Raw genomic sequence first — 17,293 nt, 5'->3', positions numbered from 1 at the left:
TTTCAGTTGAGGATTAGAGCTTTTATAAAACCATCTGGCCGATGCTCAAGATTTTGTAATGCCTGGTCTAGGTCTGCTAAAGCAAATGTGTGTGTAAATAGGGGGAAGGGGTCCATTTTACTTGTCTCTATGGCGAGAAAGGCCTTTCTTATTCCGTTTAGATATTGTTGAGGATCGCGCTCATGAGCATTTATCATATCTATCCCTCTCCAGTTAAGCAGCTGTACATTTAAACTGCGCATACCTCCCTGATGAAAACCCGCAACTATTAATTTACCTTTCTCTGCTGTAAGTTCTATACTCAGGTTGAGAGGCCATTCTTTACCGGTAGCTTCAATTACCCGATCGCAAAACTTACCATGTGTGATATCCCTGACCTCTTCAATTATTTTTTTATGATCATGCATGGGTATCAAGTGATCTGCACCAGATTGTGCTGCAGCCTGAAGCGAAAAATCTCTTTGTGAAATAGCTATTACTCTAGCTCCATCAGATTTAAGTAATTGTATGAGCAACAGGCCTAAAAAGCCACAGCCTACAACAGCAACGGTTTGTCCTGCTTTTATATCACTGCGCGCGAATATATTCATGGCACATCCCAAAGGTTCACCGGGAAATGGTTTATCGTCAAATAAATCTGGCATAACCACTAGATTTTCGGCTTTAGCTGTGTCAAATTCCGCGTAAGCGTTATAAGATAGTCCCGTAACTCTTTGTCCCGGGGTGAGATTTGTCACATCATCACCCACTTCTTCTATTATACCCCAGCCTTCATGACCGGGATTGCCTGCTTCTACAGGATAAGAAAACCATTCTCTGCCTTGCCAAACCGGAATATTAGATGCACAAACACCACAACCTTCTATTTTTATAAGCACCTCATCATTTTCTGGCTTTTTTCTCGATACTTCTATAACTTCTAATTCACCTGGATTTTTAATGACGGCAGCTTTATAAAGTTGTGATTTGTGTACCGGTGGCGTGCTTTGTAAAGTTCTGCTCATTCTCATACGGTAATTTCATTTTTAGTTGATGTACGTTTTGAGGTTATTCTATTTGCTGTAAGCCAATTTATTATTGAGTCAATACCTTTATCAACAGAGTACTTTGGCTCCCAACCTGTAAATTCATGAAATTTAGTAGTGTTAGAAACATAATATTGTTGATCTCCTGTGCGCCACTCTTCAAAAGAGGTATTTATATTTTCACCAGTTTGATCTTTTATAATTTCAAGTAGTTCGAGTAAACTCACTGTGTTTTGTGCGCCGCCACCTATATTGAAGACTTCACCTTTAACAAGGTCAATGTGCTTATGGGCAAGCAGAAAAGCTTCCACCAGATCATCTACATAGAGTATATCTCGCACCTGCTTGCCATTACCATAGATGGTGATAGGTTTATTTTCTAAGGCGTTGATTAAAAAATGAGCCACCCAGCCCTGATCTTCTGTTCCAAATTGATGAGGACCGTAAATACAACTCATCCTAAATACAACTGTTTTGATTCCGAAGGAACGGGAATAATCTAGTATATATTGATCTGCTCCTCCTTTTGAACAGCCATACGGACTATGAAAATCAAGAGCTCTTTTTTCATTTACGCCCCGAAGCTGTATTTCCTTATCCTCTGGTATATAACGGGTCTTTTTTTCAATCATTCTTACATCTGTAAGATTGCCATATACTTTATTTGTAGATGTAAAGAATAAGGGTGGTTTATGAGATGATTTTCTTATAGCCTCAAGTATATTAAAAGTGCCTTCCAGATTAACCTGAAAATCATGAAGCGGATTAATAAGTGAAGTAGTTACAGCAACTTGGGCCGAAAAATGAAATATTGCCTCTGCATGTTGAACGCTTTGTTCTAGTAGCCGCGTCTCTTTAACATCTGCTATTTGTATTAAAAGAGATGAAGGATATTCTTTTTTTAACCATTGTAGATTCTCTTCTACACCATCTCTACAAAGATTGTCATATATCATGACGCGTTTACCTTCCTGCAGTAGTCTGCTAGCAAGATTTGTCCCTACAAAGCCAGCTCCACCGGTTATAAGAATATAATTCTCATCTGTGTTGAGTAAATATTCTTTATGTAGATAGTCATGATCAAAAATTGCTTTAACCCCTTTTTTAGCTAATAGCTTATATAGTAGCTTAGGTGAATCATCAATCTTTTTAAGGCCAAAATGATATTCCCGCTCGTCGAGATGAAAACCTCCTACGGTAGCATTTTTAGGTGCGAGATCTTTTAAACTGTACCAATAAATTCTGTCTGCACTGGTTTGTATTACATTTTTAAATTCTTCAAATTGTTTATATTCATCACACTGCCAGGTAGAAAAGCCAACTTCTGAAATCCACAGTTCTTTTTTAAGGTCAAAACGCTCGAGTACTTTTTTTACATGGTTAATATTTTCCTTCCATCCTTCCCACTGCTGGTCAAAGACGTGAGGAAACCCATGAATGCCTATTGCATCAATATTTTCTAGTGTACCTTTTTCGGCCATCATTTGTAACCAGTTTGGGTCTATGGGGCTCATGCCGCCCAGGAGGGTTTTCTTTCCTCTTTCTTTTGCCCAAAAGGCAGCCATATCTATCATGGTAGAGAACTTGTTCCATGAATAATCTAAAGTGAAATCATATTCAATTTGATTATTGGGTTCGTTCCATAATTCTACCCATTCAAAATACTTCCCATAGCGGGTTATCATAACATCAATAAAATCTGCATAGGCTTTAAGATATTTGGGTGGTGATGAAGTTTTTGCCACCACACCAATAGAAGGAGGTGTGTAAAGAAAGCATGGCAGAATCTCAATTTCGTTTTGATGCAACTGCTCAAACATCCAGTCGTACCACTCTTGCGTACCTTCTACATACCAATCTGCCCAGGAAATACCGGTACGTAAATTCTTTATTCCAATATTTTTAAGGTCTGCAATTGCATTTTTTACTTCTTCATACTCTCCCGGTCTAAACCACTCTAGTATACCAATTACAGGTGTTTTTTTTATTTCAGCATTGATCATCTTTAAATACATTAAACGGTTAGTCCTCTTGAGGCAAGCTCAACACTTGCTTTATTTACATTATCTATGGCAATTTGATCTTTTAACCAATCTGCAAGTTCAGCAAGACCATCTTCCAGATCAATTTTTGGTTCAAAATCTAAAAGTTCACGGGCTTTAGAAATATCTGCAAAACAATGTCTTATATCTCCTATTCTGTATTTGCCGGTAACTTCTGGCTGTATATGCTTCTTCATAACTGCAGCAAGTCTCTCTGCGAGTTCTATAACGGTGTATTGCCTGCCGCTGCCAATATTAAAAACCTCATTATTAGCTGTTGATTTTTCCATGGCATATCTACATGCTCGAGCAACATCTTTAACATGAATAAAATCTCTTTTTTGTAAACCGTCTTCAAATATCATGGGAGCACGCTCATTAAGAAGCCTTGAAGCAAAAATGGCAAGCACCCCAGTATATGGGTTTGATAAAGCCTGTCTTGTGCCATATATATTAAAGAATCTGAGGGCTGTAGTAGGGATATTATAAGCTTTACCCGTCATCAAGCATAATCTTTCCTGGTCATATTTAGAAAGCGCGTATACAGATGATAAATTGGGTTTTTTATTTTCTGGTGTAGGTACGGGAGAAAGAATAGAACTCTCATTTTGCATCTCCCAGTTGTCGTTTTTGAGATCCTCTATGTTTCTTTGGCAACTGCTATAGGGTTTACCTTCTTTATCTGCATACAACCCTTCACCATAAATGCTCATACTTGAAGCTACAACCAGCTTTTTTACAGGATTTTTAATGAGTTGTTCTAAAAGAACAGCTGTACCCAGATTATTTACCTCTGTATAATCTTTAATTTGATACATACTTTGACCTACGCCTACCATAGCTGCCAGGTGAAAAACAGTATCTATCCCTTCAAGGGCCTGTGAGACAGCATTCTCATCACGTACATCTCCTATCTGCAGCTCGACCTGAGAATTTAAATAATCAGGTCTTTTGGCTTGCCCGCCATGTACCTGTGGCGACAAGTTATCTAATGCTCGCACAGTGTATCCATTATCTATAAGTTCATCTGCCAGATGTGAGCCAATAAAGCCTGCTCCCCCTGTAATTAATACTTTTCCTTTCATGTACTGGATTTAAGGTTTTAAATGAAATAACTATTTATGTGTGGAGGTGATTATTACTTATTATGCTTTTAATAGAAATGGTGAGATAAAATATTATTGTACAATAGGTACGATTGCAGTAAACCGAAAGCCCGCCGGACAATTTTGAGAATAGTAAACTCTGAAGAGATTGAAAAAGAAGGAGCCAATGCAAATTTTGAAGCGATTATCAGCATCGTATAAAGATTTAGGTTGTTAGTTGCTTTAGAAGAAAGAGATATTTATTACTCGTGTCTACGGGGGTAGAATATTAAGGGATCACGAATAAAAACAATTACTAACTATATTGATAGTCAGAAGTTTCTTTCTTTCTTATTCAAATTTAGGAGAGACAGCAGCTTTATCCTAATAGAAATTATTTAAATATTTCTTAAAACAATGTTTTATTAGTTTAAAAACAATTATTAATGATAATAAAAACTCTAAAAAATAATAAAGTAACCCAATGCATATATTATAGCATAAAAAAAACGGCTTGTAACAGCCGTTTTTAAAGTTCTAAAATTCCGTTTTATTAGGGTTTCAAAATTACCTTAATACAATTGTCTTCCTTATTTTTAAATATATCATACGCTTTAGGGGCGTCTTCTAGTTTCATTCTATGGGTAATAACAAATGAAGGATCAATAAGGCCGCCTTCTATTTTTTCCATTAAAGGCTTTAAATACCGCTGCACGTGAGTTTGACCCATTTTAAATGTTAGAGCCTTATTCATTGCTGCTCCAAAGGGAACTTCATTAACCATCCCAATATAAACACCGGGAATAGAAACAGTACCTGCCTTTTTACAACTCATCATTATCTGTTGCAAAACATAAGGACGGGACATAGGCATTTGTAAAACTTCTTTTGTTTTGTCTATAGCCTTGCCAATAAAGGTGTCACCATGTGCCTCTGCACCCACGGCATCAATACAAGAATCTGGTCCTTTACCGTTAGTCATTTCCATTAATTTCTCATAAACATCATCACGGGCAGTAGTTCTAATTGTTTCTGCTTTACCATGAGTTTCTGCCATATTAAGCCGTTCAGGAACATTGTCAATAGCAATTACTCTGCCAGCACCCAGCATCCAGGCGCTTTGTATAGCAAACTGACCCACGGGACCACAGCCCCATATAGCTACCGTATCTCCCGGTTTTATATCTGCATTTTCTGCTGCCATATAACCTGTAGGAAAAATGTCAGATAAAAATAAAGATTGTTCATCTGTAAGGTTGTCTGGTACTTTAATAGGGCCTACATCTGCATAAGGAACACGCACATATTCAGCCTGACCACCGTCAAAACCTCCTAACATATGAGAGTATCCAAAAATACCTGAAATCGTGTGACCTAAGTTGGCTTTAGCCAAATCTGGATTGGGATTAGAATTATCGCATAATGAAAATAACGTGTCATTACAATAATTACAGTGACCACAAGCTATAGTAAAAGGTACTACCACGCGGTCTCCTTTTCTAAATTTTTTCACATTGCTTCCTAATTCTACAACTTCTCCCATGAATTCATGACCCAGAATGTCTCCTTTCTCGGTAGTGGGAACCATCCCGTCTACAAGGTGTAAATCTGAACCACATATTGTGGTTGAAGTTATTTTAAGAATTATATCATTAGGATCCTTAATTGTAGGATCGGGAACATTGTCTATACGCACATCATTGCGTCCATGCCATACAAGTGCTTTCATAAAAATAAGTTTGAGTTGTTAATTAGTTTTTATGAAATTTAGTAATAACCCAATCCTAATAATTATAATGAAATCGTAATTCACATATATTTAAGTTTTTAGAATTGTACTAGAATATAAAAAGCCTGAAAAAATCCAGGCTTTTATTAGTAGAATGATTTTATACTACTTCAGTTTATCTAAAGTCGATTTTATAAAAGACTCACCACTTTCCATTTGCTCTTTCTGGGCGAAAGCAGCAGGATCTGGCATTCCTAAATTGGGTTTTTTGCCCTGAGGGACCGCTTTTTCAAATGTAAATTCTCCTTTTCCATCTATAGAAGTTCCTTCACTCCATCTTCCTTTAGCTTTAGAATCCCCATTGATATGAGTAGAAATAAAGTTGTAGTTAAAGTTTTGGTTTTCTTCCTCTTGTGGGAAGCTGTTAGGTATAGGGTGATTTCCTTTTAGCCCGCCTATCTCTTCAAGAACTGCTAACCATTGATTTTGATGCATCGTGTCACGTGCTATGAGAAAAGAAAGCATATCTTTCATTCCTTTATCATCTGTAGATTTCCATAAACGAGTGGCCAGTACACGTCCTGCAGACTCTGCAGTTACATTAGCATACATATCTGCAGCCAGATTACCTGTGCCAATTACCCATGACCCATTAAAAGGTACACCATTACTATCTACAGCCATAGCAGCCATACCACTAGAGAGAATATGGCGCGGATTTGCACCGCCCATAATTTGATCGAGAAAAGGATCTTTTGCCATTTCGTCTTTTAAGTTATTTGATGCTCCTTCCAGATTGAGAGCTACCGCTGTAGATAATAATTCTACATGCGCCAATTCTTCTGTTGCGGTTTCTAAAAGCATATCGCGATACTTTTCGGGTCCTCTGGCACCCCAGGCTTGAAAAAAGTATTGCAGACATACTTTTATTTCTCCTTCTATACCGCCTATGGCTTGTTGCAACATTTTTGCAAATTGAGGATTAGGTTTGTCTACTTTTACCTCATACTGTAATTTTCCGTCGTGATAAAACATAATTTTAGTTTTTTGATTATTAGTTAATTAAAGTATTCTAAAATTATATGACGAAAATTATTTATTATTTGAAATTAACTTTTTTAACTAATGATAATAAATTTTTTGTACGAAAAAAATAGCGTTTTTTCATCTGTAGAGCCATTTTTTGCCTGTTTTAAGGCGTTTTTTAAACAGTTATTCTTGTTATTTATTTGTTAACAGGGGAATACCTTAATAAAATAGCATGAAGAAAAATTGCTGTAGAAGTATATTTTTTAAATTTTATTTACTGAAGTTGCCATTACATATGGCTAAACCAAAAACGAGATGGAGATATATTTAATTGTGGGCATAGGTCTGGTTGTTTTGACCTTTATAGACTTCTTTCATACCACACTCTCAAGTGAGGGATATGGTTTTCTTTCGCGAAGCATAAATAATGGACTAACTTATCTGATTTTAGGCCCTAAAAGTCGGTTTTTATATAAATATTCGGGATTATTACATCTGCTCGTGAACTCGTTTATCTGGCTAGTGCTGCTTCTCGCCGGTAGTTACCTCATTTTTTTGAGTGAACCAGATATGGTAGTAAATAGTGTGACAAAAGTGCCGGCTTCTGCAATAGAGCGATTCTATTATACATGCTATGTCATCTCTACAGCAGGAATAGGTGATTATATACCGGGTAATAACCTAAGCCGGGTGTTGAGTGGTGTTGTGTCTTTCTCTGGCTTTATCATGCTCACTATGAATATTACTTATCTTATTGCTGTACTTAATGCTGTAAATCACAAAAAGAATCTGGCTACTTATATTTCTACTATGGGAGAAGATGTAGAAAGTCTGTATACATATTTACTGCAGGATGGAAAACTCGCTTTAGAAAGTACAAGCGATTTGCGTACACTAATTCTAAAGCATAATGTAAATCATTTTTCATATCCTGTTATTCAAAGGTTTTTAAGCAATTCTAATAAATTAAGCGCAGTGGTGCAGTTAGCAAGTTTATATGAGGTGTTGCGGGTGGTAAAAAACAGGTTAGACATTTCTTCTCAACAAGTGAAGAAAATAGACGCGCTTTTAGCAGCTATTGATGATTATCTTGAGATTCATAAAAATGAGAAATTTAAAGACGAAAAGCGCTTGGCAGAGTTAGGCCAAATGAGAATGATATGGCTAGAGAGATATAAAGAGAAAATTATTCAACCACAAAAAATGGATAGTTTAGTAACTTCAACTTTAAAAAGTATAGGCAAGGAGTGGACAGATGTCTATACAAATTCTCGTAGTTAAAGAAATTCCAGTTGTGATAGGAAAGATAAATTATTTTTGATTTTTTAAGTACTCCAAGTAATATAATAATATGATTGTAAACTATTGATTTTCAATAATTTAGGTATGAAATTTAAGTCTTGAGTTTTGTATACATCTTTTCGAAATAATATAATATAAAAATTAAGGTTGTATTTTACCCCGCCATCCAGAAAAATAAGCTAAAATGGCCTGAAAAAGGCAATAATTAAGACCCCCATTGAATGAGTAAGAAGTTATGCAGTGTTATAACAGGAACAGGAATATACCTTCCTAAACGAAAGGTTAAGAATGAAGATTTTCTAAAGCATGAATTTTATCAATCTTGTGGTAATCGTATCCCAAAAGAGAATCAGGAAGTTATTGATAAATTTCTTGAGATAACTACTATTGCAGAGCGCCGCTATGTAGATGATAATATGGTTGCTTCAGATATGGCTTATCATGCCGCACAAGAAGCAATCACAGATGCCGGGATTGATAAAGAAACTCTTGATTATATTATAGTAGCACACAACTTTGGCGATATAAAACATGGCAGCAATCGCACAGATATGGTTCCCACGCTGGCTGCACGTGTAAAGTATAAATTAAAAATAGAAAATCCCGATACTGTAGCCTACGATCTTCCCTTTGGTTGCCCTGGCTGGGTGCAAGCGGCCATACAAGCAGATTATTATATAAAATCTGGTGATGCCAAAAGAATTTTAATAATTGGTTCTGAGACCCTATCCAGAATTATTGATCCTCACGATCGAGATAGTCTTATATACGCAGATGGGGCAGGAGCTACTATTTTAGAAGCTTTTGAAACAGATAAACCTAAAGGTATCATTAGTCATAAAACGAGATCTGATACTTACATTTATTCTAAAATGTTAACCATGGCCGGGTCTTATAAGCAGGATCCTGAACTGGAGAAAGATCTATTTTTAAAAATGAACGGTCGCAGATTATATCAATATGCACTTGAAAATGTTCCGGCTTCTATAAAAGCCTGTCTTGACAAAAGCGGAATAGACATACGTGAAGTAGATAAGGTTTTAATTCATCAGGCTAATGGCAAGATGGACGATGCGATAATAGAACGCCTTTATAAATTATATGATATCGATGAAGTACCTGAAGGTATTATGCCCATGATCATTTCATGGTTAGGCAATTCATCTGTGGCAACTGTTCCTACGTTGCTCGATCTTATTTTAAAAGGAAAATTAGAAGGTCATTCAATTAATGAAGGTGATACAATCGTTTTTGCATCAGTAGGGGCAGGGATGAATATTAACGCAATAGTTTATAAGGTTTAAAAAAATATTCAAAAAACTTTTAACCCTCAGGCAGCTTACGTTTGAGGGTTTTTTTATACCTAAATCTTAAAAAATTTGGCTTCTTGTAGACCATAGAATTAAAGTATTCCTAAAATAGATATTTATCATGGTAATTGAAATTTCTCTTTGTAATTTTAATTGAAATTATAAATGAATATGTGATTTACTATAATTTTAATTTATTATTAAAATATGTAAGTCATTGAATATAAATAAAATTGCTATGACAAAGTATAAAGATTTAAACCTCAATTATATTGCAGGTACATGGAGAAAAGGAAAAAGCAAATCTACAATTGATAACAAAAATCCCTACACACAAGAAACAATTTTTACAATAGCTGCCGCTAATAAGGATGATGTTGATGAGGCTTATGAAGCTTCCGCGAAAGCTCAAAAAGAATGGGCACAAACAACGCCATCTCAAAAGCGTAATGTTTTTGATAAAGCGGTGGCAATCATGCTGGAGCGTAAAGATGAGATCAAAGAATGGATTATTAAAGAATCTGGAGGTACAGACGTAAAGGCAGAGACTGAGTGGATGATCGCTATGGAATCCTTGAGATTTTCATCTGGCTATCCCTATGAGATAAATGGTAAAATATTTCCATCTATAGTTCCCGGTAAAGAAAGCCGGATGTACAGAAAACCGCTAGGAGTTATAACTGTTATCAGTCCATGGAATTTTGCACTCAATCTTTCTATGCGATCTGTGGCTCCTGCATTAGCCACAGGTAACGGGGTTGTACTTAAGCCTGCAGGTTTTACACCAGCGACAGGAGCAACTCTGTTAGCTAAAATATTTGAAGAAGCAGGATTGCCAAAAGGATTATTTAATGTAATTCTTGGTAAAGGCTCAGAAATTGGGGATTACATTGTAGAGCATCCCACTTCAAAATTAGTTTCATTTACGGGATCAACGCCTGTGGGTCGTGGTATCGCCCAGAAAGCAGGCGGCCAGTTTAAAAAGCTGAGTTTAGAATTAGGTGGTAATAATGCTTTTATCGTGCTTGATGACGCAGATGTTGACTTGGCAGTAGAAGCTGCTGTTTTTGGTAAATTTATGCATCAGGGACAGATCTGTATGGGTATAAACAGAATTCTTATTGATGATAAGGTTTATGATGAATTTACAGAGAAATTTATAGCCAAAGTAAAATCACTTAAAGTAGGCGACCCTTCTAAAGAAGGAATTTCAGTAGGACCAGTTATTGATGAAAGCCAGACAAAAGGTATTGTCGAGATGATTGATAAAGCAATTGAAAATGGAGCCAAATTAGAAACAGAGCGAAAAGTTGAAGGAAATATTATACATCCTGTAGTTTTCACAAATGTGACCAATGATATGGACATCGCTCAACATGAGATTTTTGGTCCGGTAGCTTTATTGATAAAATTTAACGGAGATGAAGAAGCTATAAAATTTGCTAACGATACAGATCTTGGTTTAAGCGGCGCTGTACATTCTGCAAATACAGAACGTGCGCTCTATGTTGCTCAACATGTTGAAACAGGAATGATGCATATTAATGACCAACCGGTAAATGATGATGCAAATGCTGTTTTTGGTGGCGAAAAGAATTCTGGTGTAGGTAGATTTAACGGTGAATTTGTAAAAGAAGAATTTACAACTGCTCAATGGATAACCGTTCAACATAAAGAAAGGGACTACGCTTTCTAAATAGATTAATAATTATATATGTAAAAAGCCGGTATAAAAACCGGCTTTTTTTGTGAGAAAATCGGTCTAAAATGAGCAAAATCTCCTTTTGGCAATACATAAAGAAATCCTAAATTATAGGTAATTGTTATTAATATTTTGGCAATTGTAGTACTTTTCGATAAAATTAGACTTTATTATTATTATAAATAATAAGGCGCCCTCAAAAAGAAAACCAATACTTAGTCAGTTCGTGGCCAAAAATCACTCACACAATACAGAAAACCATATTATAATAGGCATAGGAGCCAGTGCTGGTGGGCTTCAGGCACTAAAGGATTTTTTTGATAACGTTCCGCACCACTCACCATATACTTATATTGTAGTTCAACATCTTTCGCCAGACCATAAAAGTCTTATGGCAGAACTGTTGAGTAAGAATACTAAAATACCCATAATAGAGATATTAGACGATTCAGAAATTAAAATGAATTGTATTTATCTCATTCCGCCTACAAAAAATCTAATAATAGAAAACCAACACCTGCGTCTTTTAGATAAACCTAAAGGGATGCAGTTAAACCTTCCTATTAATTTGTTTTTTGAATCTTTAGCAGAATATAGCGGTCAAAACTGCGCGGGCATAATCTTAAGTGGGACGGGAAGTGATGGTTCTCGAGGTATTAAAGCCATTAAGGAAAAAGGTGGCGTTGTAATGGTACAGACTCCAGAGCAGGCTAAATTTGATGGTATGCCAAAAAGCGCCATCAATACGGGCTGTGCAGATTTTATTGTGCCCGTAGAGCAGATGAGTGACGAGCTGGTTACTTTCTTTAAAACAGCTAATAATATAGAATTTGATACAGAGCTGGTAAACTATGAAGAGCATATTCTCAATGAGATCCTTCAGGTACTTAAACAAAATACCGCTCTTGATTTTGGCTTGTATAAAAGACCCACGTTATTAAGACGCATTGCAAAACGTATGCGTGTTGTTAAGACAAACTCACTTGAAGAGTACTTGACTTACATTAAGATTGAAACTGATGAAATACAAGTACTGTACAACGAGTTTCTAATAGGTGTCACTAAATTTTATCGAGATTATAAAGCTTGGGAAACCTTAGAAAATAAGGTGATTCCAGATCTTGTGAGATCAAAGGAGGAAGGTGATATACTTAAAATTTGGGAAGTAGGTTGTAGTACGGGTGAAGAAGCTTATTCTTTAGCCATAAGTTTTAAAGAAGAAATTGAGGCCCAGCAAAAAGATATAAAATTAAAGATCTTTGCCACAGATATATCTCAGGACCATCTTGATATTGCAGGAAACGGGTCTTATGAAGAAGGCGTAGCAGGAGATATTTCGGTAGAATTGCTTGAAAAATACTTTGAAAAGGATGAGCTCAATAACTATAAAGTAAAAGACTCAATTAGAAAATCTGTGATTTTTTCAAATCACAATATAGTGCAGGATCCGCCATTTAAAAATATGGATATGGTGGTTTGCAGAAACCTGTTAATCTATCTTCAAAACTCTGTTCAAAACAAAGTAATTCAGGTATTGCATTATGCCTTAAGCCTAAAAGGAATTTTATTTTTAGGTAGCAGTGAATCGTTAGGTGTACATGAAAAATATTTTAATGGGATTGACAGAAAGTGGAAAATTTTTGAAAATAAACAAGTTTCAAAAAGATTGAGAAGCGAAATATTGAAATCTACGGCAAACAGACTTGAACTAAAATCATATAAAAAAGCATCTAAAGACCTTACACCTGTTCCCAATTCTGTCTCAGAGAATTTGAAGATAGATATAAGTGATGCTGTAATAGAGCATTTTGGCGCGACCAGTATATTTGTAGATGACGAGCTAAATGTGATGGAAGCAATGGGCGCATTTAGAAAGTATGCAGCTTTTCCTGAAAGTGGTTTCTCGACCAATTTGTTGCAAATGGTCCCTGAAGAACTTAAAGGCGCAATTACTACTGCGGTTAGAAGAGCTGTACGTTCTAAAAACGTTGTTTTTTATAAAGATGCTTTAGTAAATAAAGAAAAAGTTTCAAAAACTGTTGATCTGCTTGTAAAGCCTTTACAGCAAACAGTTAATGAGTCAAAATATAACTTTATCATTACTCTCATAGAGAAAGAAATAAAAGAGGATGGTAAGACAATTTTTCAAAAAGCTACAACAAATAAAACATCACAGGAGCGCATAAAAGATCTTGAAGAAGAGTTGGGAGAAACTCAAATGGATCTTAAAAGAGCTCTTGAAGAAGCAGAAACAAGTAATGAAGAATTACAGGCAGCAAATGAAGAATTGCTGGCTTCTAATGAGGAGTTACAAAGTACAAATGAAGAACTGCAAAGTGTAAATGAAGAATTGCACACAGTAAATGCCGAGTATATACAAAAGATGGAAGATCTTGCGCAGCTAAACGCAGATATGGATAATCTTCTTGATAGTACGCGCATTGGTACTGTTTTTCTTGATAAAGATCTAAGAATTAGGAAGTTTACCCCGGCTGTAAAAGAGCACTTTAAGTTGATGAAACAGGATATAGGAAGATCTATTGATAATTTCATCGCAAATTTTGGGATTGGTAAAAAGGCAAATCTTCTCGATAATTCGAAAAAAGTGATGCGTACTTCTCAGGTATTTGAGAAAAATATACGCAGTAAATCTGGCAGGTACTTTATACAGCGTATTTCACCATTTGTCTCATCTGAAGGTAAAGTAGATGGTGTTGTAATCACGTTTATAGATATTACAAAAGTTCACAAATCGCAGGAAGAATTGCGTAAGAGTGAAGAAAAATTCAAGGCATTCTATGAAGACGATCCTGTGATGCACGTTAGCATTAATTCAAGTACAGGAACAATTTTAGAGTGCAATAAATTATTAGTAGAAACTTTAGGTTTCGCAGATAAAAAAGACCTTATAGGTCGCTCGGTTTTTGATTTTTACACCAGAGAAAGTAAGTTAAAAGCTGTAGAAATACAGAATTCTATCCGTGATTTCTCTAGTATTAAGAATGAAGAGATGATCATGATCGCAAAAGACGGGCGAGAAATACCCATCATGCTAAACTCTGATGTTTCTCTAGACGAGCAAGGTAACCCAACCATAGTACGATCTGCACTTGTTGATATTTCTGAACTTAAAGTCGCTCAGACCGCGTTACAGCAGCAGAAAGACGATCTAGAACGTATTAACAAAGATCTTGAGCAATTTGTTTCTATTTGCTCTCATGATTTGCAGGAACCGCTTTCTACTATTCGATTTAGCAGTGACTTTATCAGCAAGAAGTTCAGCGATGAGCTTAACGAAAAAGGAAAAGAATATTTGGGCTACATCCACGAAGCTTCGGGCCGCATGGCAGACCAGATCAAAGCCTTATTAGAACACAGCAGAATAGGGCAGGACCTTAAAAAGACCAAAGTAAATATTGCAGAACTGGTCGAGATCGTGAAATATGATCTCAGCCGAAGAATCAAAGAATGCGATGCTCAGATTCATGTAGGTAAAATGCCTAATCTTAAGGTGTATCAAACAGAACTGCGATTACTTTTTCAAAACCTTATTGGTAATGCCATTAAATATAACCGTAAAGGTGTAAAACCAGAGATACGTATATCTGCTTTTCAGGAAGGTTCATACTGGACTTTTGCCATCACAGATAATGGCATAGGCATAAAAGAAGAAGATCTGGATTCTATTTTTAAAATTTTTGGTAGAGTACCTACCGAAGAAAAATATGAAGGTACAGGCGTAGGGCTTGCTCATTGTGATAAGATTGTAAAATTACATGACGGTAAGATCTGGGTAGAATCTCAGTACGGCGTGGGAAGTACTTTCTATTTTAAAATCAAAGTATAAACATTTATGTCAACCCCTTCATCTTTATATCCTAAAAACGTAGATCTTACAAACTGCGATAAAGAACCTATTCATATTCTGGGTAAAACTCAGGATCATGGTGTTCTGCTGGCATGCAATAAGGTATCAATGATCATCGAGCAATGCAGCACAAACAGCGAGTTGGTTTTTGATAGATCTGCATCTAAATTACTAGGCACAACTCTGGATGAATATCTTGATGCTGAAGCAATTAATAAACTAAAAAGTAACCTTTTAGGCAATAAAATCAAGCCTTTTGAGGTGAAAATCGGGCAGGAATCATGGATTTTGATCGCTCATGACAACGGTGAAGCTGTTATTCTAGAATTAGAACCCTTAGGGTCAAGTTTCGATTCGCTAGAATACCAGCAACAGCTAACAGATATTGTTTCAAATCTGGGATCTGTTAAGAATGAGCAGGATATGTGCGATGAGGCTGCCATGCTAATAAAAGACTTTCTGGGTTATGATCGTGTCATGATCTATCAGTTTGACGCAAACTGGAATGGCACAGTAGTTTCTGAAGCTAAAGAAGAAAGACTTGAAAGTTGGTTAGGCTTACATTATCCTTCTACAGATATTCCGCAGCAAGCGCGAAAATTATTTTTAAAACAAGGAGTACGTATTATTGCAGATGTTGATTCTGCAGGAGTTCCTATTACTTCAAATATTGTAGATACCACAAAAGCACCCCTTGATTTATCGCGTAGCGAATTAAGAGCTGTATCTCCCATTCATATAGAATATTTACAAAATATGGGTGTAGGCGCCACGCTAACGGCAGCCATTGTAGCAAATAATACGTTGTGGGGTCTTATAGCATGTCACCATTACAGTCCGCGATTTATAAATTTCTATCACAGATTGTCCTGTAAATTCTTGACACAAGTTTTTTCTACCCAACTGGTTTTGAGAACTTCAAATACTGTTTTAAAGAAAGTCAATAATTCTACTCAGGTGCGCAGTAAATTAATTGAGCAGATAAGCCAGGACTGGAATATACACGAAGGTCTTGCGGCTAATGCGCTCACCTTGCTTGATATTTGTGATGCAGAAGGTGCGGCAATCGTCATAGACGGGAAAATCACAAGACTGGGCAATGCGCTCGAGGAAGAACATATAACCTCTTTGCTGGATTGGATCGCAGAAACGCAATCATCAGATCTGTTTGCGACAGAGTTTCTTTCTTCTTTAAATGATGATTTCTATTCTTTTAAAGAAGTAGCATCAGGAGTTCTATGTGTTTTTATTTCAAAATTTAAAAGAGATGCTTTAATTTGGTTTAAACCAGAAATAAAACAAACAGTTACCTGGGCCGGTAATCCAGAAAAAGCAGTAAAAATAAACAGCGATGAGAGGCTTTCGCCAAGAAAATCTTTTGAAAAGTGGTCTGAAGAGCAGGATGCACGTTCTGCACCCTGGGAAGATTATGAGATAGCAGCTGTACAAGCTTTAAAACAAAGTATTTCTGAAGTGATTATTCATAAATATGAAGAGGTAAAATCGCTTAACGAAAAGCTTAAAAAAGCATATGATGAGCTGGAATCTTTTAGTTACAGCATATCACATGATCTACGTGCCCCATTGCGTGGTATAGATGGTTTTGCGCAGATCATTAAAGAGGATTACTATGATAGTCTTGATGAATACGGTAAATCTGCTATAGAGACTATTATCAACTCTACAGATAAAATGAATGAGTTGATAGATGATATTCTTGCATTTTCGGGACTTAGTCAAAAGCAGGTTAATTCGGGCGAATTGTCGTTGTCTCAGATAGTAAGCGAAGTAATTTCTCTTCTCAATACTAAAGATATTTATCCCGCTACAGAGATTAAAGTAAGTGAAGAATTTCCGGTAGTACATGGCGACAGGTCATTAATATTTCAGCTTGTAAGTAATTTAATAGGCAACGCACTAAAATATTCTGCACAGAAAGAGAAGCCTATGGTTGAAATAGGATATTTAAAAGAAGATAAACCAGTTTTCTTTGTGAAGGATAATGGGATCGGGTTTGATGAGAAGCATGCAGAAAATATCTTTGGTGTTTTTAACAGGCTCGTGGGGAATGAGTATGAAGGCTCAGGTATAGGTTTATCTATTGCCAAGCGCGTAGTTGAAAAACATGGCGGTGAAATTTGGGTAAAAAGCGAAATAGGTGGAGGAACCACTTTTTATTTTACATTGGGTTTATAAAAGCC

At 36.2% G+C, this 17,293-nt stretch carries 10 protein-coding genes; 5 read left to right on the top strand and 5 right to left on the bottom strand.

Features of this window, described 5'->3' with window-relative positions; translation table 11 throughout:
• Positions 1-2: 2 nt before the first annotated feature.
• The 5 genes from ACH3PA_RS17915 to ACH3PA_RS17895 all read right to left on the bottom strand — a co-directional run bounded on the left by ACH3PA_RS17915 (position 3) and on the right by ACH3PA_RS17895 (position 6,916).
• Complete coding sequence (locus ACH3PA_RS17915) at positions 3-1,004, bottom strand: MDR/zinc-dependent alcohol dehydrogenase-like family protein (protein WP_416442580.1); 1,002 nt, start codon at positions 1,002-1,004, stop codon at positions 3-5.
• Between the two features lie 2 nt (positions 1,005-1,006).
• Positions 1,007-3,040, bottom strand: coding sequence for a GDP-mannose 4,6-dehydratase (locus ACH3PA_RS17910; protein WP_416448297.1), 2,034 nt, complete (start codon positions 3,038-3,040; stop codon positions 1,007-1,009).
• On the bottom strand, positions 3,040-4,152 hold the full coding sequence (locus tag ACH3PA_RS17905; RefSeq protein ID WP_416442576.1) for an NAD-dependent epimerase/dehydratase family protein: 1,113 nt from the start codon (positions 4,150-4,152) through the stop codon (positions 3,040-3,042). The genes ACH3PA_RS17910 and ACH3PA_RS17905 overlap by 1 nt, the downstream gene beginning before the upstream one ends.
• 553 nt (positions 4,153-4,705) lie before the next feature.
• Complete coding sequence (locus ACH3PA_RS17900; RefSeq protein WP_416442574.1) at positions 4,706-5,881, bottom strand: zinc-dependent alcohol dehydrogenase; 1,176 nt, start codon at positions 5,879-5,881, stop codon at positions 4,706-4,708.
• Positions 5,882-6,046: 165 nt separating this feature from the next.
• Positions 6,047-6,916, bottom strand: coding sequence for a manganese catalase family protein (locus tag ACH3PA_RS17895; protein ID WP_416442572.1), 870 nt, complete (start codon positions 6,914-6,916; stop codon positions 6,047-6,049).
• Positions 6,917-7,225: 309 nt separating this feature from the next.
• On the opposite strand from ACH3PA_RS17895, the gene ACH3PA_RS17890 reads away from it, so the two are divergent.
• From ACH3PA_RS17890 to ACH3PA_RS17870, 5 genes are all read left to right on the top strand, one after another.
• A complete protein-coding gene (locus ACH3PA_RS17890) occupies positions 7,226-8,191 on the top strand; it encodes a potassium channel family protein (RefSeq protein ID WP_416442570.1) in 966 nt (321 codons plus the stop codon).
• A 242-nt stretch (positions 8,192-8,433) separates the two neighbouring features.
• The gene (locus tag ACH3PA_RS17885; protein ID WP_416442568.1) at positions 8,434-9,516 is read left to right on the top strand and encodes a 3-oxoacyl-ACP synthase III family protein; all 1,083 of its coding nucleotides are present in this window, start codon (positions 8,434-8,436) and stop codon (positions 9,514-9,516) included.
• A 244-nt stretch (positions 9,517-9,760) separates the two neighbouring features.
• Positions 9,761-11,218: an aldehyde dehydrogenase family protein gene (locus ACH3PA_RS17880; protein ID WP_416442566.1), complete on the top strand. Its 1,458-nt coding sequence runs from the start codon at positions 9,761-9,763 to the stop codon at positions 11,216-11,218.
• Between the two features lie 232 nt (positions 11,219-11,450).
• Positions 11,451-15,071, top strand: coding sequence for a chemotaxis protein CheB (locus ACH3PA_RS17875; RefSeq protein WP_416442564.1), 3,621 nt, complete (start codon positions 11,451-11,453; stop codon positions 15,069-15,071).
• A gap of 6 nt (positions 15,072-15,077) precedes the next feature.
• Positions 15,078-17,288, top strand: coding sequence for an ATP-binding protein (locus tag ACH3PA_RS17870; RefSeq protein WP_416442562.1), 2,211 nt, complete (start codon positions 15,078-15,080; stop codon positions 17,286-17,288).
• The last annotated feature ends 5 nt before the right edge of the window (positions 17,289-17,293 follow it).

The sequence above is a fragment of the Leeuwenhoekiella sp. A2 genome (assembly GCF_047946655.1).
GTDB lineage: Bacteria > Bacteroidota > Bacteroidia > Flavobacteriales > Flavobacteriaceae > Leeuwenhoekiella.
The sequence above is the reverse complement of the archived record's forward strand: the minus strand, read 5'-3'. Positions and strand labels throughout refer to the sequence as shown.